This is a genomic window from Ochrobactrum sp. AN78, from assembly GCF_029909885.1.
GTDB classification, from domain to species: domain Bacteria; phylum Pseudomonadota; class Alphaproteobacteria; order Rhizobiales; family Rhizobiaceae; genus Brucella; species Brucella quorumnocens.
Genome location: NZ_JASAMU010000009.1, coordinates 138,577 through 159,221 on the forward strand (window position 1 = coordinate 138,577; position 20,645 = coordinate 159,221).

The window sequence follows — 20,645 nt, forward strand, 5'->3', positions numbered from 1 at the left end:
CTGCGGGTGGCTTCGCGGATATCCCCTTGAAACCCTTGTAGGATTCATATGAACACCGCGCAAAAGCGGTGATTTCACCCTAGCAGGCCCGATTGACTCGTCAACGCAATCGGAACAAATAGGGAACTTATCAGCTTTTACTGAAGCTGCAAACCCCTGCAAGGAACTGTATCGCAATGCCCGAACTCACCGCCAATCCCGTTATTGCAGAACTGCGGTCGCGCATTGAGCGGCTGGAGGGCGGGCCTGGGCGACAACGGCAGGTTTTGCCTTTCGGTTTGCCCGCGCTCGACGGCAAACTCCCGGGCGGCGGTCTGGCCCTAGGTTGCCTGCATGAAGTGGCAGGCGGTGGCAATGGTGCCGTGGATGGTGCTGCTGCCGCCCTGTTTACAGCAGGGATTGCCGCACGCACGCAAGGCAAGATCCTCTGGGTGGTCACGCGCCGTGATCTTTTCATGCCGGCCATCGCTCAGGCTGGTCTTCATCCCGACCGCATGCTGCATCTTGAGGCGGGGGATGAAAAGGCCGTTCTTGCTTGTTTTGAGGAAGGTTTGCGCCATGGCGGTCTGGGCGCTGTCGTTGCGGAAACGGCCCGCCTGTCCATGACAGCATCCCGGCGGCTGCAACTTGCGGCCGAGAATGGGGGAACGATCGGCATTGCTTTGCGGCGCTGGCGTCGACAGAGCGAAGCCGGTGACTTCGGTCAACCCACCGCCAGCGTAACGCGCTGGCGCGTGTCTCAAATGCCATCCGCACCGCTCCCCGTTCCAGGACTTGGCCGGGCCCGGTGGCTGGTCGAACTCATCCGTTGCCGCGCTGGTGACAGCGCAGATTTTGAAGTGGAAGCCTGCGATGACCAGGGTCGTATCGCTCTTCCTTCCGAGGTGGCCCACGGATCGCCTCAGAAGGAAATCGGGCGTCGGATCGCTTGATGGCGCAGCCCCGCTCGTGCTTGTCGGACGCGATGGCCGGCGGCGTGTCATCCTGGCGCTCGACGACAATGCAGAAGCGCTCGGGCTGCGCCTTTTCATGCCCGTGGCCAAGGCGCAGGCGCTGGCCCCTGATCTTCTCCTGGTGGATGCCAATCCCGCCGCCGACGCCGAGGGACTGCAGAAACTTGCCCACTGGGCTTTGCAGCGCATCTCTCCCATCGTCATGGCCGATCCACCCGATGGTCTTGTCATTGACACGACAGGCGCGGACCATCTTCACGGTGGCGAAGCCGCGATGCTCGGCTCAATCCTGCAACGTTTCGCATCCTCCGGCGTCAATGCGCGAATAGCGGTCGCTCCAAGTTGGGGGGCGGCGCATGCTGCCGCCCGCTTTGGCGATAACAGAATTGAGATCATACCAGACAACAAAACCGCATCTTTCCTGGCAGCACTGCCGATTGCCGCGCTGCGTCTGCAGAAAGACATGATCGTCGAATTGCGCCGGCTGGGTTTTGAAACCATCGGTGATGTGATGAACCAGCCGCGCGCGCCGCTGACCTTGCGTTTTGGTCCACAGATTGCCCGTCGGCTCGATCAGGCCTTCGGACGATTACCCGAACCCATTACCCCCTGCCGCGTCCCCGAAATCATAGAGGCAAGGACGGTGTTTGGTGAACCGATCGGCGCATCAGAAACCATCCTCCGCGCAATCGGCAAACTTGTTTCCCAGCTCTGCCTGGAACTCGAAGCAAAGGGAATGGGCACACGGCGGCTGGATTTGCTGATCCATCGCGTTGACAACAGCCGGCAGGCTATCCGCGTTGGTGCCGCGCAGCCCGTCCGCGATCCCCACCGTCTGTCGCGGCTGCTCCATGAAAAACTCGCCAGCATCGACCCCGGTTTTGGCATCGAAATCATGGAGCTTGCAGCGGTGATTGTCGAACCGCTGCGTGAAAGACAGAACATTGTCACACTCGTCGACGCAGCAAGCCCCGATATTTCCGACCTGGTTGATATTCTGGCTAACCGTATTGGCGAAAGCCGGCTGTGTCGCTTTACACCGCTCGAGAGCGACGTCCCCGAACGCTCGGTGGCGATGATCGCACCGCTGTCGCCCGAAACCGGCGCAACATGGAACAGCAAATGGCCAAGGCCGACCCGACTGTTAGCACACCCCGAACCAATCGAAACCATGGCCCTTCTACCCGATAGTCCCCCAGTCTGGTTTACCTGGCGCGGTGCGAGAAGACGGGTGCGGCAGGCTGATGGCCCCGAACGTATTCGCGGCGAATGGTGGAAGCGCGATGCCGAAATGGCAACGGTGCGCGATTATTTCCAGGTTGAGGACGATGCCGGTGAACGTTACTGGATTTTCCGTTCAGGCGACGGGGAGCATAGCGAAAGTGGCAGCCAGCGCTGGTTCCTGCATGGAGTCTTCGGATGATAGAAACACCCTATGCCGAGCTGCAGGTCACCAGCCATTTTTCTTTTCTGCGCGGCGCCAGCAGTTGTGAGGAACTGTTTACCGAAGCGGCGCGATTGGGCATTCAAGCGCTGGCGATCGTCGATCGCAATTCGCTGGCGGGTCTTGTGCGGGCGCATCAGGCCGCCCGCGACAGCGGTGTGCGCTTGATTGTCGGTTGCAGGCTGGACCTTTGCGATGGCATGTCTGTTCTCACCTATCCCACAGACCGGGAAGCCTACGCCCGGCTATGCCGGCTGCTCTCTTTGGGAAAAATGCGCGCTGGCAAGGCAAAATGTCTTCTCGAATGGGCAGATCTTGCAAGCTATAGTGAGGGATTGATCGCCGTGCTTTTGCCCGATGAGGCCGACGCAGTCAGCGCCAGCCATCTTCGCAAACTCCGTGCCGTATTTTCTGACCGCGCTTATATGGCACTGACATTGCGCCGCAGACCCAATGATCAGCTTCGCCTGTGGCAACTCTCCCAAATGGCCGCAGCAGCGAAGATCCGCACCGTGGTCACCAATGATGTGCTGTTTCATGAACCGGCGCGGCAGATTCTACAGGATGTGGTGACGGCAATTCGCCACAATGTGACGATTGACGAACTCGGTCATCGACGTGAACTTTTCTGCGACCGCTATCTCAAAAAACCTGCAGAAATGCATCGGCTGTTTGCCCGCTATCCGGAAGCGCTTGTCAGAACAAGCGAGATCGTGGATCGCTGCAGATTTCAGCTTGATGAATTGACCTACCAATATCCCGAGGAAAAGCTTTTCCCTCAACTCTCGACCCAGCAGGCCCTGGAAAAACTGACATGGGCGGGTGCTCTTGAACATTACCCGGAAGGATTGCCCGATAAAGTCCGACGCGCGCTCCAGCACGAATTGCAACTGATCGCCAAGCTCGACTACGCTCCCTATTTTCTCACGGTGAATGCGATCGTTCGCTTTGCCCGTTCCCGTGGCATTCTGTGTCAGGGCCGCGGTTCGGCTGCCAACAGTTCCGTCTGCTATGTGCTGGGCATTACCAGCATTGATCCCGACCGCAATGATTTGCTGTTCGAACGTTTCGTGTCGGAAGAACGCCGCGAACCGCCGGATATCGATGTCGATTTCGAGCATGAACGCCGCGAAGAGGTAATTCAGTGGATCTATGAAACCTATGGGCGGGAGCGGGCAGCCTTGTGCGCCACGGTTGTTCGCTACCGTGCCAAGGGCGCCTTGCGCGATGTCGGAAAGGCCCTTGGCTTGCCCGAAGATCTCACCAAAACCCTGTCCGCGCAGGTTTGGGGGTGGTCAGAAGGCGTTGAAGCCAAACATGCCGAAGGTCTCAATCTCAACCTGCAGGATCGGCGTCTGCGTTTGGCGCTCGAACTTGCCCATCAGCTTGTGGGTACACCGCGACATCTTTCCCAGCATCCGGGTGGCTTTGTCCTGACGCGCGACCGCCTTGACGAACTGGTCCCTATTGAGCCCGCCGCAATGGCGGAACGGGCGATCATCGAATGGGACAAGGATGACATTGATATATTGAAGTTCATGAAGGTCGACATTTTGGCACTGGGCATGCTGTCCTGCATGCGCAGAGCTTTCGATTTTCTGGCACAGCATAAAGACATCCAGCTCAATCTTGCCTCCATTCCCTCTGAGGATCCCCGGACCTATGCAATGATCAGACGAGCCGATACTCTTGGCACGTTTCAGATTGAATCGCGTGCACAGATGGCGATGTTGCCGCGCATGAAACCCCGGACTTTCTATGATCTGGTCATCGAAGTGGCGATCGTCAGACCCGGACCGATCCAGGGTGATATGGTCCACCCCTATCTCAAGCGGCGCGCAGGCAGAGAGGACGTCATCTATCCCAGCCAGCAACTTGAAGCCGTCCTCGGCAAGACATTGGGGGTTCCGCTGTTTCAGGAACAGGCGATGCGGGTGGCCATTGAATGCGCCGGTTTTTCTGCGGGCGAAGCCGATCAGTTGCGCCGTGCCATGGCGACCTTCAAACACACTGGCGGGGTTTCCAAATTCGGTGAAAAGCTGATCGAAGGCATGGTGGCCAATGGCTATCCACGCGAATTTGCAATGCAAACTTTCAAACAGCTTGAGGGTTTCGGCTCCTATGGCTTTCCGGAAAGTCATGCGGCGAGTTTCGCGCTCATCGCCTATGCAAGCAGTTGGATGAAATGCTGGCATCCCGATGTCTTTTGCGCCGCGCTGCTGAACGCTCAACCGATGGGGTTTTACGCCCCGGCCCAGATTGTTCGGGACGCGCAAGCCCACAATGTCGAGGTTCGTCCAGTCTGCATAAATGCTTCACGCTGGGATTGTACCTTGGAGGCGCGCGATGCCGATGATGGACGATTGGCCGTTCGGTTGGGCCTGCGCATGGTGAAGGGATTGGGCAATGCCGATGCCGCCCGCCTGATTTTAGCACGGGGCGATCAACCCTTTGTTTCGGTTGACGATCTCTGGCATCGCGCAGCGGTTGGTACACCAACGCTGAATGAACTGGCCAGGGCCGATGCTTTCAACCCCTCGCTCGGTTTGCAAAGACGGGAAGTCTTCTGGGCGATGAAGGCGCTCCGGGATGAGCCGTTGCCGTTATTCTCTGCTCTGAGAAACCGGGAGCAGGCAACGTCGGAACAGACATTCGGGCAACAGGGCGGGTTCAAAGAACAAAGCGAGCCGCAGGTCAGGCTGTCTCCCATGACAGCGGGCAGTGAGGTGGTGGCGGATTACGGCCATACCGGGCTCAGTTTGCGCCAGCACCCGTTAAGTTTTTTGCGCTCCGACCTTGCGCATCGCGGCGTGGTGAGTTGCGCCAAAGCGTCCGCCATGCGCGATCGCCACTGGGTCGACATTGCTGGACTTGTGCTGGTGCGGCAGCGACCGGGATCCGCGAAAGGGGTGATGTTCGTGACAATTGAGGATGAAACCGCTGTCGCCAATCCTCGCGGCCTGCCCAAGCCACGCAATATGCCGGATCCTTACCTGCATCTTGACGAGATCACCATGAAGCCAAGGAATTTCCGCTAAATATCGCACTGCGAAGATCGCTGCAAAACTCTCCAGGTTTGTGATGCGCTGTCATGATCACGCCGAGAATAATGATGCAAAAGCCAGCCCTTCCCATAGTGGGAACGGCTGCTGGACTTCCATGATTTGCGCCACTCATCACGATTTGTCCGATACCGTACCAACGCCCACGCGACCGTTGCGCCAGACTGTTTTTTACAGCAAGAACCGCTGCGATCTGCACCATCAGACGTGCTGAAAACCGTTTTCGCGCTTTCGCTTAACAATGTCTGGTGATGAAGGCTGAAACCTGTATGCACCCCCTCTTGTTTAGCGCTCACTTTCGTGCTTTCTGGTTGTCGGGTTCCGGCAATTGCAACCGGCCTGTCACAGACAGAGCTTTTGGATGCTGCGCTGGGTTGGGCATGTCTCGGGAGAGGCATTTTCGCATGATGAGGGTCATGCGAAGAAAAATTTGGGGCTGGGATGAAAACTTCTGTTTATTGGATGCGTCGCAGCCTTGCGGCGCGAAGCGCGACACTTCTTGCAACAACCGCGCTGACTGCCATTCTCGCAATGAACACATTACCGGCTTCAGCCCAGCTTGCCTGGGACGGTACCAACACCACTTCCGGCGCTGACGGCGGCGGCGGGACCTGGTCTGCGGGTTCGGCAACCAACTGGGTCGATGCCAATGGCAATAATGTCGCCTGGATCAACGGCAGTCAGGCGATGTTCGGCGATTTCTCGAGTGCTTCCGGCGCAGTGCAGGTCGTGGGCACCGTGGAGGCAAGTTCTCTGAACTTCAACCGCACGACCTTTCCCAACTACAGTATTTATGGTGGGACCGTGCTGGGCGTGGGTGTCGCCGGCACAGAGCTGTTCGCAAACGGATCGCTCGACGTCTCGACAAATCTTGCGGGCGGCGACTGGAGAAAGACCGGTACCGGCGTTATCCGCTTTCTTTCTGCCAACAGCTATACTGGCACGACCTATATCAACCAGGGTGCCATCGCGATTAGCAATGCCAACGCGCTGGGAAGCGCTGCGAACGGCACCATTGTCGCCTCCGGCGCGGCGCTGATCTTCAATGGGAATTTCACCGTCGCCAATGAAGCCTTGACCCTTTCGGGCACCGGTCTGGGAAGCGGGGCGCTGACAAACAATGTCTCAAAATCGGTCTGGGGCGGGTCGGTCACCCTGGCGGCTGACACGATGATCGGTGCCTCGGGCGCAAACCAGAGCCTGTCGCTGACGGGTGCGGTCGACAGTGGCGTCCATGCACTGACCTTCGATGTTGGAGCCAATGCCAACGGATTGATCTCCGGCATCATGTCGGGCACAGGCGCTCTGACCAAAACCGGCACCGGGACATTGACACTGAGCGGCGCCAACAGCTTTACAGGTGCCACGACAATTGTCGGCGGCTCGCTGGTCATGGGCGCGCAAGATGCCCTGACAGCATCATCGACGGTGCGGTTCTTGAACGGCACCTGGGATCTCAACGGTTTCAATCAAACAGTCAACGGGTTATCCAGCAGCAGCAGCGCAGCCAGTGTGGCCCTGGGTTCGGCTGCCCTGACGGTCAACAATGCCGGTAATTTAACCTATTATGGCGGCATTTCCGGAACGGGAAGCCTCACCAAATCGGGCGCGGGCATTTTGACATTGGGCGGTGTGACCAGTTACACCGGCTCAACCGCAATCAATGGCGGTATCTTGCGAACCGGCGTCGCAGATGCCCTGACCCAGTCGGCAGGCATCGCGCTCAATGGCGGCGTCTTCGATTTGTCCGGCTACAATCAGACCGTCGGCGCCCTGAATGGCAGTACCGGAACCAGCGTGACTTTGGGATCTGCCACGCTGACAGTTGACAACACCACAAATGACAGTTTTTGGGGCAGCATTTCCGGTGGGGGCGGGCTGACAAAAACCGGTTCCGGCCTGTTGGATCTGCGTTCTGTGAACAGCTATTCGGGCGCAACCGCCATTACCGGCGGCACGCTAAGAGTAGCTCCGGGCGCTTCCATCGTTAATTCCTCGGCCATCTCGATTAGCAATGGCGGCCGGCTTAATTTGAGTGCGGCCAATGCTCTGTCCTCAATCGCTGCCGTCAGCCTGACCGGGACCGGATCCCAGATTGGACTCGCCGCTAATCAGCAGATCGGTTCGCTGGCCGGCACGGCGGCCACGTCGATTTATGTTGATCAGGGGGTGACCCTGACGACCGGAACCAGCAATACCAGCTCGGTCTTTGCCGGCAATATCGGCAGCAATGGCGAGGGAAATCTCGTCAAGATCGGCAGCGGCAGCCTGACCTTGTCGGCGACCAACAACTATAGCGGCACCACTATTGTCCAAGCGGGCTCACTGATCGTCAATGGCTCCACTGCCGCTTCCTCCCTCACCACCGTCGAAACCGGTGCCACCTTGGCCGGCGGTGGCCGGGTGGGAGCAACCACGATAAAAGATGGCGGCACACTCGCTGCAGGCGCACCGGTCGGCACATTGCACATCGATGGGAACCTGACACTCGAGCAGGGGAGCCAGATCGCCTATGAAGCGGGTGCGCCGGGCGCAGACTATGTGACACCCGGAACCTCCGATAGCCTTTCGGTTAACGGAGATCTCGCATTGAACGGCGCCAAGCTCAATGTCACAGACGCCGGTGGCTTTGGCGCCGGTCTTTATCGCATCTTCGACTACACCGGCACGCTCACAATGGCCAATGGCGGTCTGTCAATCGACCAGGCACCGACCGGAGCGCCCCTCGTCATCCAATATCTGTCCGCCGACAAGCAGATCAATCTCATCAATGTCGGCAATCAGACGCTTGGGTTCTGGAATGCCAACGGCGCGGCAAGCCCCAGCCAATTGGGCGGTGGAAGCGGAACCTGGTCGGTGGTCTCCCCGGTCTGGAGCGATGAAAACGGCACTCTGACCGCTCCCATGCAGCCACAGCCAGGCTTTGCGATATTCGGCGGCAATGCCGGTACTGTGACGATTAACAATAGCGCGGGGCCTGTCCAGGCGACGGGGATGCAGTTCGCCGCCGATGGATACCGGATGAACGGCGATGCCTTGACGCTCATCGCTGATGCAGACCATCCGGCCCCCGTTGAAATAAGAGTGGGCGACGGCAGTGCGGCAAGCGGATCCTATGTCACAAGCATCGACAATGTGATTACCGGCAGCGACGGGCTCAACAAGACCGGCGCCGGGACGCTTGTATTGAACGGAGCCAATGTCTATTCCGGCGGCACGACATTGTCGGCAGGCAGGCTTTCAGTATCCTCCGACGAAAATCTCGGCGCAGTCAATGGCGGCCTGACCTTCACGGGAGGCGTCCTCCAACTCGGTTCCTCGTTCGATCTTGCGACCGCACGGTCCGTGCAATTGGCGGCAGCGGGTGGAACAATCGACACCAATGGTTTCAATTCCACCCTGCGTCGCGAAATCACCGGCAATGGCGGCCTGATCAAAGCCGGCACCGGCACCCTGACGCTGGAGGGCATGAACAGCTTCACCGGCAAAACCCGGATTGATGCCGGGGGAACGCTTGCTTTGGCGGGCCAGGGCCGGATCAATGCCTCCAGCGGCGTCGAAGTCAATGGTACGCTCGACATCTCAGCCGCCGCAGCCGCGCAGATCAGGACATTGTCTGGCAGCGGATCGGTAGTTCTGGGCTCTAATTATCTGGGCATAGCACAGGCCGCAGGTGTCTTTTCGGGCGCAATTACCGGCGCAGGCGGCGTCATGGTGACCGGCGGCAACCAGGTTTTGACTGGCAGCAGCACGTTTTCGGGCTCATTGGGGATCTCCGAAGGCGCACAGGTTCGCATCGGCGATGGCGGAAGCGCGGGAGCAATCACCGGTGACATAAACAATTGGGGCACATTGGTGTTCGACCGCTCCGACGCTCTGACCTATGGCGGGACGATCACGGGTGCCAAAGGCACGCTCGGGATCACCGGCGGCGGGACAGTGACGCTGACAGGCGCCAATAGTTACAATGGTGACACCATCATCGATCAGGCGACATTGATGATCGGCAATGGTGGCACAGGCGGACGGCTGGGCTACGGCAATACGATTTTTGCTGGTAACAGCGCCCTGGTGTTCAATCGCAGCAACAGCTACTCCTATGGGGGTGCCCTTATTGGCGGCGGTACGCTCCGGCAGATCGGCAGCGGCACGACCATCCTTGCGGGCGATCTGACGCGATTCACTGGAAACACCGAAGTTTCAGGCGGCACATTGCAGCTCAGAAGCCTTCCAAGCGGTGACATGGAGGTTGCAAGCGCGGCAACAATCGATTTCGCTTTGCTTAAGGATGCAGCTTATCAAGGTGCAATGACTGGCAACGGCCAGCTGCTTAAGTCGACGAATTCCGTGTTGACACTGTCAGGCAACAATACCGGTTTCACGGGCCGGACCCAGGTCGATGCCGGCACGCTTGTCATCACCGGATCATTTGGCGGCGATTACAATGTCGGAAACGGCGCTGTCCTGATTGCTGACGGGATTATGAAGGGCGGCCTGACCGTCCAATCCGGCGGTGTACTGGGCGGAACCGGTGTTCTGGGTGATCTGACCATCGAAAAGGGCGGCGTGCATGCGCCGGGTCATTCGCCTGGTACCCAGACCATCGAGGGAGACTATATCAATCATGGCACTTTGCTGGTGGATGTGACACCTGATGTTTCCGACAGGCTCGTTGTGACCGGCGCGGTCGATATTTCAGGTGCGACACTCAGCCTGTTGCTGTCGCCGGCCACAGCCGAGAACTGGAACCCGCTTAACGGCCCTTACACGCTCATCGCAAATCAGGGCAGCGACGCTGTTTTGGGGAGATTTGCCGCGGTCAGCAAAAACCTGCTCTTCCTCAACGAGACCCTCGATTATGCGGGCGGCGATGGCAATGATGTGACCTTGCAGCTCAAGCGCAATGATGTCGGTTTCGACGATGTCGCCGCGACACGCAACCAGCGCAACACGGCGCGCGCCATCGCATCGCTGCCATCTGGAAACGCTGTTTGGAACGCCATCGCATTACAGCCTGACGATCAATCGGCACGGGCGGCCTTTGACGCGCTTTCGGGCGAAATCCATGCCTCGGCGAAATCCGGACTGATCAATGACAGTCATTTCCTGCGCGATGCAATCAATGATCGATTGCGCGCGGCTTTTGCCGGCGCTGAGGTAAAATCCCAATCCGGGTCGACCGCCAATCTCGCTGCATGGGGCCAGGCGCTCGGCTCCTGGGGGCGTTTCAAAGGCGATGACAACACTGCCGCCTTCGACACCTCTACCGGCGGCTTCGTGACCGGCTTTGACACACAGCTTGGCGACACATCCCGCCTCGGACTGGTCGCCGGATACAGCCATCTGAGCATGCATGCGAAAGACCGCAGCTCTTCGGCCTCCGCACAGAACTTGCATCTTGGCGTTTATGGCGGCAGTCAGTTTGATGCGATCAGCCTGCGTGCCGGAGCAGCCTACAGCTTCAGTGCGCTTGAGACGAGCCGCTATGTCGGTATTCCAGGTCTCACCGACGTCCATGATGCCGATTACAATGCATCAACCTTGCAGCTGTTCGGCGAACTGGGCTACCGCATCAACACCAGCTTCGCCGTGTTCGAACCTTTCGCCAATCTCGCCTATGTCAACCTTCATACCGATGGTTTCAGCGAGACCGGCGGGGCCGCGGCGCTGAAAGCAGACAGCAATTCAACCCACACCACCTTCACGACGATCGGCTTACGTAGCTCGAGCGACTTCACGCTCAATCATGTCACCGGCATTGTGAACGGCATGGTCGGCTGGCGTCACGCCTATGGCGATCTCGACCCGGCCACCCGCCTTTCTTTTGAAGGATCCGATGGTTTCCAAATGACAGGCGTCGCGATCGGCAAGAACGCGGCTGTCATTGAACTGGGGATCGACTTTAACCTCGCCCCCAATACAACATTGGGTGCTGCCTATCGGGGCCAGTTCCTGGAAGGCGCAATCGAGAACGGCTTCAACACCAAACTCGCTGTTAAATTCTAGAGCGCATCCCGAAAAGTGTGAAACGGTTTTCGGACAAAGATGCGCGTTAAAACAGATAATGAGAGTGCCGATCTGATCCAATCAGATCGAAAAGCGCTCTCGTGAGTTGATGACCAGGCGGCGATGATCCGCGGGCCAGGTGATCGCTTGAGCAACTTTCCACAGCAAGCCCTGCGCTGGACACAGTCTTCGACCTTGCGAACCGGTCCGAGACTATTTGCCTTTTCAAACGATGCGCAGCGTTTCATTGGTCAGCGGGTTCAACAAACCACGCTAAAATTTTAGCTATAATTTGCCGGCTTTATATTTCTCCGCAAGAATTGGAATACCCTGCAGATTGATGCTCTGTATTGTAAGTACAACCACTGATTTCAGGAAGTAGATTAGAGCCATGCGATCGACACTTTCTCTCGATGATTATGATTTGACACTTCGAGACATCAACGCCATCTGCCGGGAGGCTTTGAATCGGGACAGCGTCAATTTTGACAGCGATTTCTTTGCGCTCGGTGCAGATTCCCTGACCTTGGTTGAAATCCAGCTGCTGATCGAGGACAAATTCGGCATATCGGTCGATTGGAGCGACATATTGCGATGCCGCAGCGTCTCTTCACTGGCTTATTTTCTCTGCGCGCAGAATTATCAGGATGCTCAACCGCATAAACAGGCGGCATTGGACGGTGTGTCATTCTGCTACCGCATCATCGGCTCGCCCAACGCGAACAGCGTCCCCAAGCTGATCATCGGCGGCGGCTTTCAGGACATGTATTCCCTCCCCCATCTCGAAAGCCTGCTTGCTGGAGACGGACCGCTCATTTTCGTTGATGTGCCAGGGACAGGTGCTGCCGACGACATTCCAGAGGATGCCGGCTTTCCCTTCCTTGCCGCCTGCATCCAGAAAATTATCGAAATCGAGAAGCTCGAGAAAATCAATTTGATCGGTATTTCCTACGGCGGATTGATCGCGCTTGAATTTTCATACCAGTGGCCACAAACTATTGCCCATATGATCTTGGTGGGGGTTGCGGAAACCCACCCTCCGGCGACCAGAAAGAAACTCGATCACGCGCTTAGCCTGCTGCGATCGGGCGCCCGGGAACAGGCAGTCGTCGAAATCGTCGAAAGCCTGATTTGCATGGACGAAACAAAGCAGGTGCAACTGCGGGACGACCTCTACAAATTGCTCAAAACCGCTTTGATGTCCTATGCTGAAACACAGCAGTCACGCTTCGAGGCGCTGCGCAAACGGATGACGGAGCGAAAGCCAAGGACCACTCCCGTCAAGCTGGCTGCGCCGACGCTGTTTGTGACCGGCGAACATGACACCATCACTTTGGCGGCCGATATCGCGGCCTGCGCGGCGCTTTTTGAAACCGCCTCATTCTACACGATTACCGAAGCCGACCATCTCGTTTTCTTCGAGCGACCAACCGAACTGGCCGAAGTGATCATTCGCTTCGTCCATGACATGGACCTCTCCCAAGCCTCCCATCTAAGGCGTTTCCATCTGCTCCCTGAAACCGCGCTTGCCTGATCGACAAACCGATCGAGCCCCGCAAAGCTGAAAGCCGCAGCAAGGCGCTCATGCAGCGCCTTGCTCTCTGCCATTTTCAAGCCCCCTTCCGACCGCGGCGGCGTCTTCGCGGGGCCGATGAACGCCCCCACTCTCGTGATAAAGATCGAGGATGTCGGGTCGGAAATCTTCATCGAACAGGTGCGCCCTGGCCGGTGCGCCTTGGGTGTGAGCACGCTTTCAGGCGAGGATACCAATATCGACAGCCAGACGGCGCTGCGCGACCAACTGATGATCTTCGTGTCGCCGCTTCATGATTTTGCCGGCTTTGATCATGTGATCTGGTCGCAACTCGATGATCAGCCGCTGATCCCACACCGCAAAAAAAGCAATATCCGCCTGTTAACCGAAATGGGGTTCGAACAGGCGGGCCTGTCGCTCAGGGCCGGATAGGCAAGTCAAACAGATCCATAGCGTCCCGTCACTGGTCGAAGTCAATGCCGGTATTACCGTGCTGCCTGCCGATGCGTTCACGGCGCGGGCGTGGCATCGGGGCACGCTCGCTGACGCAACCGGCAATCATACGCGACGTGCGCCTTATCACCCCGCGTGAGCGCGAACAATCGGCTGCGTCTGAACCGGCGCGACCTGTGGCGGCAGATGATCCCCGAACTGCCAGAAAGCGGAACAAGCAACGGCGGGAGGGCCATTTGCACTTGCCTCCTTTGCCATAGCAGGATCAAATAATAACTTCGTTGTTTAGAATCAGCTGAAAAGGCGATTGCAACAACACACCACAGGACGCCGATCGCCACGGCAGCAAGGGAATGCAGCCTCATGAAAACATATCAAAATCTATTGTCCGCCGCCCTGATTGCGGTTGCGCTCAACAGCACGGCGATCAGCCAGGTCTTTGCCAAGACGCTGATCTATTGTTCAGAGGCTTCCCCCGAAATGTTCGACGCCGCACAGACGACGTCCGGCGCTGTTTACGACGCTTCGGCGCGCAATCTTTCCAATGGGCTTGTCAAGATCACGCGCGGCTCCACCGAACTCGAACCCGGTCTCGCGGAAAGCTGGGAGGTGTCCGCAGACGGCAAGGAATATAGTTTTCATCTGCGAAAGGGCGTGAAGTTTCACACCACCAGTTATTTCACGCCAAGCCGCGATTTCAACGCCGACGATGTCATCTTCACCTTTGACCGCCAGGGCAATAAGGACAGTCCCTATTACAATCAGGGGACCTGGCCGCAATTTGGCGCCTATTCTTTTCCCTCGCTGATCGACAAGATTGAGCGGGTCGACGATTACACCGTCAAATTTGTGCTCACCCGGCCCGAAGCCACATTCATTCCCAGCCTGTCGCTGACATTCGCTGTCATTCAGTCCAAGGAATATGCCGACAAGCTGGTTGCGGAAAACCGCCTCGCTGAATTGAGCCAGCAACCCATCGGAACCGGGCCCTACCAATTTGTTGCCTATCAGAAGGATAGTGCCATTCGCTATCAAGCCAATCCCGATTACTGGGCCGGCAAACAGAAGATCGACAATCTCATTTTCGCGATCACCCCGGACGCAGCCGTTCGCCATCAGAAGCTCAGTTCGGGTGAATGCCATGTCATCGCCGCGCCCAATCCCGCCGATATTGCGGCGATGAAGAACGATCCTGCGATCGAAATGCAGAACAAGGAAGGGCTGAACCTCTCCTTCCTGGCCTATAATACCCAGCAAAAGCCATTTGACGACGTTCGCGTGCGAAAGGCGCTCAACATGGCAGTGAACAAGTCGGCAATTATCGACGCGGTCTATCTCGGCTCGGCGATCGTCTCCGTCAATGCGCTGCCGCCGAGCGTCTGGGGCTATAACAAGGCGGTGAAGGACGACGCTTACGATCCCGAACAGGCGCGCAAATTGCTTGCGGAAGCCAGTGTCAAGGATCTCAAGATGAAGATCTGGGCAATGCCTGTGCAGCGGCCTTATATGCCCAATGCACGCCGGGCGGCTGAACTTATTCAGGCCGATTTTGCCAAGGTCGGAGTCACTGCCGAAATCGTCAGCTATGACTGGGGTGAATATCTCAAGCGCTCGCTCGACAAAGACCGCGATGGTGCGGTCATGCTGGGCTGGACCGGCGGCATTGCCGATCCTGACAATTTTCTTGCGGCCCTGTTGAGCTGCCAGGCCGTTGGCAGCGCCAATCGCGCCAACTGGTGCGACCAGGATTTTGAAAAACTCATCCAGGCCGCCAAACTGACAACCGACCAGACGGAGCGCAGCAAGCTTTATGAACAGGCCCAGCTGGTGTTCAAGCAACAGGCGCCATGGCTGACGATCGCCCATCAGATCGTCGAGCAGCCAGTTAGCAAAAAGGTCAAGAACTTCCGGATCGACCCCTTCGGGGGCTATCTTTTCGAGGATGTCGACATCGAGGAATAGGCTGACTGCTCAGCGCGCCACGCAAATTGCTGACAAGCGGTCACACCACCCCGCTTGTTTTCGAGCGCCCCGCCGCAGCTTGGGGGCAATGACTGACAAATACCGAGATTTGAAAAATGGATATCGTCGAACGCTTTCTAGCCTATACCCGCATTAACACCACGGCGGTGCCAAATGCGGACACGCTCCCCTCAAGCCAAGGGCAGCATATCCTTGCCCGCCTTCTCGCCGACCAGATGCGGGCGTTTGGCATGGAGGTCGAGGAGCGCGAGCACGCGATCGTTGTTGGTACATTGCCTGCCAATGTTGACCATACCCAACTTGCGCAGTTTCCCACCATTGCCTGGGTTGCGCATCTTGATACCTCCGCCGAATATTCAGCCGACACGCACGCGCATGTCGTCGATTATGCGGGCGGGGATATCCTGCTCAACAAAACGACCGGCTCAGTCATGCGGCTTGAGGCGTTTCCCGAACTTCAGCACTATATTGGGGACAGGATCATCGTCACCGATGGCAGCAGTCTGCTGGGCGCAGACAACAAGTCGGCGATTGCCGAAATCATGCACGCCATGCAAGTCCTGACGTCGCATCCCGAAATCGAACACGGCACCGTCAAAGTGGTGTTCGTCCCCGATGAGGAAATTGGCCTGCTCGGTGCCAAGGCTCTTGACGTGTCTTCCCTGAATGCCGATTTCGCCTATACGCTTGATTGCTGCGCGCGCGGGGAAATCGTCTATGAAAACTGGAACGCCGGTGAGTTTCACCTGACGTTCAAAGGCCAGCCCGCGCATCCGATGTCAGCCAAGGGCAAGCTGCGCAATGCCATTCTCTATGCCCAGCAATTTATTGCGATGATGCCGGCCGGTGAGCGACCCGAATATACCGAGGGCACAGAAGGCTATTACTGGGTCAAGGCGGTCCAGGGGACGGTTGCCGAGACGAAACTCACCGTCGATATTCGCGATTTTACAACGGACGGCTACGAAACGCGCCGCGCATTCATCGAGAATCTGGCGGAAAGTTTCAACCGGCTGCATGGCGAAGGCAACGTTAAGGTCCAGTATAAGCCCGTCTACAGAAATGTTGCCGAAACGCTGCGCGGCAAAAACCATTATCCTGTGCTGATCGCGCTTGAGGCCATGAAAACGCTTGGTATCGAGCCACGTCCTGTCCCGATGCGCGGTGGCTATGATGGCGCGGTCTTGTCAGAAAAAGGCCTGCCATGTCCCAATCTGTTCTGCGGCGCACATAATTTTCATTCCATCTATGAATTTCTTCCGGTTTCTTCTCTGCAAAAAGCTTCGGAAATGGTTGTCGAGATCATCAGGACAGCACGAAAGGCCAGTGGCTCTGCCTGACCCGACAGGGCAGCGACGATCGGCGGCTTGAATTCAAATCAGCAACGACGCTGCAGACAATGTCCGCGCAAAACCCCGAACCGCCCCATTAACCGCTTGCAGGCATGGCCCGGAAGAGCGTTGTCGCATGAATGCGCCTGCGGACAGAACCCTGTCTTTGGTGCTTGTTTATGGGGTTTCAGCTTTCGCACGGACGGATTTTGCGCGAGAAGCATTCGATTGAGAATGCCACATTCAAGTTCGATTTCGGTTTTCTGATCAACCAATTTGCGAGAACACAATCTCGATCCGATGATGGTCTTATCGGGACCATCAAGCGTCCGTCTGGCGCAAAGGCGGATTGATTACGCTGCCACATATCAGCGTCGTTTCAATCGCCAGATCACAATAATGACGTTGTCCGCCACGTGTCTTGCGTCGTGGGGCGCTCAAGCCAGCAATTGCTGCTTCGCTATTCCCCAGAGTGATCCTCCACGCTGGCGCAAGCCTGCCTAATATTCTGCTCAATGCATAACCATGAACTTCTGCTTGGGTATCCGGCGACACCGAGCAGAGTTGTGCTTGAAAGGCATGAGCAAACTCCAGATTCAAGAACAAGCCCATAGTTTACAATCCAATTCTATACGCTTGCTGAAACCGAAAAGGAATTTTTGCACCAACGCCGCGCTGAAGTCAGCGCCGTCAAGCTCAATGGGGTTGCTCGTCGTGGCAATTACCGCTGCCCGAGCGCATAATGCAATTTTTTTCGAAATAATGAGAAAATGAGGGATCGTTTCCCCGCCATGGGTGTTGTTATCCGCAATCCATCGTGAGGACTTTCAATGACCGACAACAAAACACCCTACGCGCTCGTGGCTGATGATGACGTCATTATCCGGATGGACGCTGTCGACATTCTGGAGACGGCCGGCTTTCGGGTTAAGGAGGCGAGCAATGTTGAGGAGGCATTGGAGTTACTTGAGACCGACGCCGACCGGTTCCAGTTGCTGTTCACCGATGTGCAGATGCCTCCCAGTGAACTGACCGGCTTCGATCTCGCACGCCGTTGCTCTCAAGACTGGCCGCATATCGGAATACTCATTGCCTCAGGCATGGTCCAGCCGGACGGCGTTGATCTTCCAAACGGCGCGGTCTTTGTGCGCAAACCTTTCAGCGCAACCGTTGTCTATGAGCATCTTCAGAAAATTTTGCCCGACGGCAAGAAACCGGAACCGCTCAAGACGATGGCGCTATAGTGACAGTCTAGCAGCCGCCCTTCTCAAGCTTACAAGTTGGCGGCGCTGAATTCACAGATTGCGTGCATCACCCGATCTTGAGATATTTGCACACAAAATCAAACGGCGTCGCGACGGGCGAGGGGACGAGTTCGATCGAATAGCCTCTCGCCTCTACATTCTTGCTCACATTGACGGCCTTCTCGACTTCAAACGCCTTATCCTTGTGCGGTTGCGACCAATGCTGGATCTCTGACAGCGCGCGCGCTTTGGCTGTTCGGGCATCCGGCGAAACCAGCAACACATTCCGATGCAACTCACCAAATTCGGTCGGGTCATATCCACCCAGATTGATGAAGAAAAGCTTGTTCTTGTCTGAAGTCTTGCGCTGCGGCACAATCTGGATGTCGTGACCGTCGACATGACGGACCTCTCCCCAACAGTCCACATGCAGGCTTTTCGGGTTTCCCCACCATTGCGCACGCAAATCATCATAGCAATCCGAAGCAAGCCTCCCCACGGAGAAACGGATGTCGTGCAACTCAACATTCGAACCACCGCAATCACCACCAATCTGGAACATGAACAATTTCATCGCGCAACCTTTCATCAGGCCAGGGATCGCCTTCTGGTCAATCTAACGCAGACAGCGATGTAAGCAAAGAAAACACCGATTATCTTCATAGGCTTAGCGATATCAGCGGAATTCCGCTGACGCAGATTGCTTTAACTGTTCCAGATGATCTAATATAGCGCTCCGTAACGCGGCAACTGATCATCGTTCTCTTGCTTGCCAGACATGAAAGAGACCTTGATGAACAAGGATCTTGCGTTTTTGAACGCAGATGGACAATCTGCGGACGAAATACGCCGCTTTGATTGGGACAACAGCACTCTGGGCGCCTCATCGCAATGGCCTCAAGCGCTTAAAACAGCATTACAGATGATGCTGGCATCGCATTTTCCCAAGGCGATTGTCTGGGGACCGCATTATATCACATTCTTCAATGATGCTTTCCGTCCGATCCTTGGAGCCAAACAAAACTGCATCGGCAAGTCCTTCAGAGATATTTGGGCGGAAGCATGGCCTGAAATTCAGCCAATCGTCGAGAAGGCCTATCAGGGGGAAGCAACCTTCATCGAGGACTTTCCGTTGGTGATTAATCGCCACGGATATCCTGAAGAATGCTATTTCACGTTCTGCTATAGCCCCATCCGTCTGGAGAGTGGTAAAGTCGAAGGAATGATCGACACCGTTGTCGAAACCACCGGAAAGGTTGAGGCCGAAAAGCGCGCCTTGATCTTTAATTCGGAACTCGCCCACCGCATCAAGAATACCTTCAGCATCGTCAATTCGATTGCCAATCAGACATTTGTCGATGCCGACACCGACCAGCGCAGCAAATTCACCGAAAGGCTGAATGCCTTAAGCCAGGCGCACGAGATCCTGCGTCTGCACAGCAGCGCACAGAGTTCCCTTTCGCACTTGGTGAACAATATTGCCTCTGCTCTGGGCGTTTCAGAGCGAATGGATATTGACGGCCCCGAGATTGCGATTGGTTCGAAGGGGGTGGCCTCGATATCGCTTCTCATCCACGAGTTGACAACAAATGCCATCAAATATGGCGCGCTTTCAAAAGATGGCGGTCAGGTAAAGATCAAGATCGAGATATCCAGACAAGAGGGCACCGAGACGCTTACGCTCCACTGGAAAGAAATCGGCGGCCCCCAGATCTCAGAACCGACTCGAAAGGGATTCGGAACAAAGCTGATCCGGACCGGTTTGCTGGGGACTGGAGATGTCGATCTCCGTTACGAGCCTTCGGGCCTGGAAGCGGAAATGACTGCTCCTCTGTTTAAACTCCGCGTTGACACCGAAAAATCGTGATCCCTACGACCTCTTCAGCGTCAGCCGGAACCAATGACCCTGTCGGGGATTATCATCTGGCGCACGGGCAGGCTTGTTAGAACGGAACGACCAGATTGGCGAATGAAGAGGTAAGTTGCGCCCATTTAATGGGTCAGCTTTACAGTTTGCGCAACGCCTTTGGAAGGATCATTGCGCTGCTGGATGCGGATGCGAAAAAAGCAGCTATCACCAGCGTTTCCGAGGAGAAACTCATCCTCCAACAGCAACTTGAGGGGTGGAATGACGAAAAAACGAGCGCCTTTGTGACAGGAGCTCTGGAGGAATACCGGCGAATTGGCCTGTTGATGAAGTGATGCCACAAAGCCAAGAAATCACGGGTTTGCCCGTGGTCTCTTGTTTTTTGCATCAGACGAGCGAGGCACAAAAAAAGCAATCGACCCGGCTTTAGTGCTGGGCGGTGGCAACCATCAACTGTGAAACCGGTGAATATGCTGGATTGCGATTATAAATTCTGCTCTTGCATCCTCTGGACAGATACCATCGTCAAGCACAGCGATCAGTTTCTCAAGCGGTTTAAGCATCGTTGCCGTCATCTCGGTGGGCCAACGATCCAGAATGAAAGCGGCCGCTTCCTCGGCGCTCCTGATCTGATTGGTCACGCCATTGATTCCGGCCACCTCAATCGGCTTATCCCAAAATCTGTTCATTGGCTTTCCCTTCCCATGTAAAACGAGAATGGCTGCGCTTTGTTCCGCACTCTTTGGCCAGTATCAACGCGAACCCGAC

General features: G+C 56.5%; 14 protein-coding genes and 1 pseudogene. 12 read left to right on the forward strand and 3 right to left on the reverse strand.

The genetic code is table 11. The annotated features are described in order from the left end of the window. Positions 1 to 176: 176 nt before the first annotated feature. From QBD00_RS16965 to QBD00_RS17005, 9 genes are all read left to right on the forward strand, one after another. Positions 177 to 932 (forward strand): ImuA family protein, encoded by a 756-nt coding sequence (locus QBD00_RS16965; protein WP_151093472.1) that lies wholly within the window; start codon positions 177 to 179, stop codon positions 930 to 932. Next, the gene (locus QBD00_RS16970; RefSeq protein ID WP_318580088.1) at positions 853 to 2,376 is read left to right on the forward strand and encodes a DUF6504 family protein; all 1,524 of its coding nucleotides are present in this window, start codon (positions 853 to 855) and stop codon (positions 2,374 to 2,376) included. The genes QBD00_RS16965 and QBD00_RS16970 overlap by 80 nt, the downstream gene beginning before the upstream one ends. Next, positions 2,373 to 5,435, forward strand: coding sequence for an error-prone DNA polymerase (locus tag QBD00_RS16975; RefSeq protein WP_318580089.1), 3,063 nt, complete (start codon positions 2,373 to 2,375; stop codon positions 5,433 to 5,435). Before QBD00_RS16970 ends, QBD00_RS16975 begins: the two co-directional genes overlap by 4 nt. Positions 5,436 to 5,900: 465 nt before the next feature. Further along, positions 5,901 to 11,465, forward strand: a complete 5,565-nt coding sequence (locus QBD00_RS16980; RefSeq protein ID WP_318580090.1) for an autotransporter domain-containing protein — start codon at positions 5,901 to 5,903, stop codon at positions 11,463 to 11,465. Positions 11,466 to 11,856: 391 nt separating this feature from the next. After that, a complete protein-coding gene (locus QBD00_RS16985) occupies positions 11,857 to 12,999 on the forward strand; it encodes an alpha/beta fold hydrolase (protein ID WP_151093480.1) in 1,143 nt (380 codons plus the stop codon). A gap of 60 nt (positions 13,000 to 13,059) precedes the next feature. Next, positions 13,060 to 13,431: a LysR substrate-binding domain-containing protein gene (locus QBD00_RS16990; protein ID WP_235901833.1), complete on the forward strand. Its 372-nt coding sequence runs from the start codon at positions 13,060 to 13,062 to the stop codon at positions 13,429 to 13,431. Positions 13,432 to 13,815: 384 nt separating this feature from the next. Further along, positions 13,816 to 15,414 (forward strand): ABC transporter substrate-binding protein, encoded by a 1,599-nt coding sequence (locus QBD00_RS16995; protein ID WP_318580091.1) that lies wholly within the window; start codon positions 13,816 to 13,818, stop codon positions 15,412 to 15,414. A gap of 116 nt (positions 15,415 to 15,530) precedes the next feature. After that, entirely contained in the window at positions 15,531 to 16,775 is a 1,245-nt protein-coding gene (gene pepT / locus QBD00_RS17000) for a peptidase T (RefSeq protein ID WP_151093484.1), read from the forward strand. A gap of 170 nt (positions 16,776 to 16,945) precedes the next feature. Next, on the forward strand, positions 16,946 to 17,119 hold the full coding sequence (locus tag QBD00_RS17005) for a hypothetical protein (RefSeq protein ID WP_191907281.1): 174 nt from the start codon (positions 16,946 to 16,948) through the stop codon (positions 17,117 to 17,119). Here the strand turns inward: QBD00_RS17005 and QBD00_RS17010 are convergent. After that, positions 17,094 to 17,347: pseudogene (locus QBD00_RS17010) on the reverse strand (IS5/IS1182 family transposase); the annotation flags it as partial. The gene QBD00_RS17005 and the pseudogene QBD00_RS17010 overlap by 26 nt on opposite strands. A gap of 249 nt (positions 17,348 to 17,596) precedes the next feature. On the opposite strand from QBD00_RS17010, the gene QBD00_RS17015 reads away from it, so the two are divergent. Continuing rightward, entirely contained in the window at positions 17,597 to 18,010 is a 414-nt protein-coding gene (locus QBD00_RS17015) for a response regulator (protein WP_151093486.1), read from the forward strand. Positions 18,011 to 18,077: 67 nt separating this feature from the next. Here the strand turns inward: QBD00_RS17015 and QBD00_RS17020 are convergent, their stop codons facing one another. Beyond that, the gene (locus QBD00_RS17020) at positions 18,078 to 18,584 is read right to left on the reverse strand and encodes a DUF1543 domain-containing protein (RefSeq protein WP_235901837.1); all 507 of its coding nucleotides are present in this window, start codon (positions 18,582 to 18,584) and stop codon (positions 18,078 to 18,080) included. 219 nt (positions 18,585 to 18,803) lie between these two features. On the opposite strand from QBD00_RS17020, the gene QBD00_RS17025 reads away from it, so the two are divergent. Beyond that, positions 18,804 to 19,877, forward strand: coding sequence for a PAS domain-containing sensor histidine kinase (locus QBD00_RS17025; protein WP_318580092.1), 1,074 nt, complete (start codon positions 18,804 to 18,806; stop codon positions 19,875 to 19,877). A gap of 95 nt (positions 19,878 to 19,972) precedes the next feature. Beyond that, complete coding sequence (locus QBD00_RS17030) at positions 19,973 to 20,212, forward strand: hypothetical protein (RefSeq protein WP_191793470.1); 240 nt, start codon at positions 19,973 to 19,975, stop codon at positions 20,210 to 20,212. Positions 20,213 to 20,326: 114 nt separating this feature from the next. Here QBD00_RS17030 and QBD00_RS17035 read toward each other — a convergent pair whose 3' ends face one another. After that, positions 20,327 to 20,566 carry a DUF982 domain-containing protein gene (locus tag QBD00_RS17035; protein WP_191793469.1) on the reverse strand — a complete coding sequence of 80 codons (240 nt, stop codon included), beginning with the start codon at positions 20,564 to 20,566 and terminating at the stop codon, positions 20,327 to 20,329. Between the last annotated feature and the right edge of the window lie 79 nt (positions 20,567 to 20,645).

Excerpts from the sequence above, each read along its gene's own strand:
- QBD00_RS16965 (WP_151093472.1), top strand. The coding sequence starts at position 177 with ATGCCCGAACTCACCGCCAATCCCGTTATTGCAGAACTGCGGTCGCGC.
- QBD00_RS16970 (WP_318580088.1), top strand. The coding sequence starts at position 853 with ATGACCAGGGTCGTATCGCTCTTCCTTCCGAGGTGGCCCACGGATCGC.
- QBD00_RS16975 (WP_318580089.1), top strand. The coding sequence starts at position 2,373 with ATGATAGAAACACCCTATGCCGAGCTGCAGGTCACCAGCCATTTTTCT.
- QBD00_RS16980 (WP_318580090.1), top strand. The coding sequence starts at position 5,901 with ATGAAAACTTCTGTTTATTGGATGCGTCGCAGCCTTGCGGCGCGAAGC.
- QBD00_RS16985 (WP_151093480.1), top strand. The coding sequence starts at position 11,857 with ATGCGATCGACACTTTCTCTCGATGATTATGATTTGACACTTCGAGAC.
- QBD00_RS16995 (WP_318580091.1), top strand. The coding sequence starts at position 13,816 with ATGAAAACATATCAAAATCTATTGTCCGCCGCCCTGATTGCGGTTGCG.
- pepT (WP_151093484.1), top strand. The coding sequence starts at position 15,531 with ATGGATATCGTCGAACGCTTTCTAGCCTATACCCGCATTAACACCACG.
- QBD00_RS17005 (WP_191907281.1), top strand. The coding sequence starts at position 16,946 with ATGGGGTTTCAGCTTTCGCACGGACGGATTTTGCGCGAGAAGCATTCG.
- QBD00_RS17015 (WP_151093486.1), top strand. The coding sequence starts at position 17,597 with ATGACCGACAACAAAACACCCTACGCGCTCGTGGCTGATGATGACGTC.
- QBD00_RS17020 (WP_235901837.1), bottom strand. The coding sequence starts at position 18,584 with ATGAAATTGTTCATGTTCCAGATTGGTGGTGATTGCGGTGGTTCGAAT.
- QBD00_RS17025 (WP_318580092.1), top strand. The coding sequence starts at position 18,804 with ATGAACAAGGATCTTGCGTTTTTGAACGCAGATGGACAATCTGCGGAC.
- QBD00_RS17035 (WP_191793469.1), bottom strand. The coding sequence starts at position 20,566 with ATGAACAGATTTTGGGATAAGCCGATTGAGGTGGCCGGAATCAATGGC.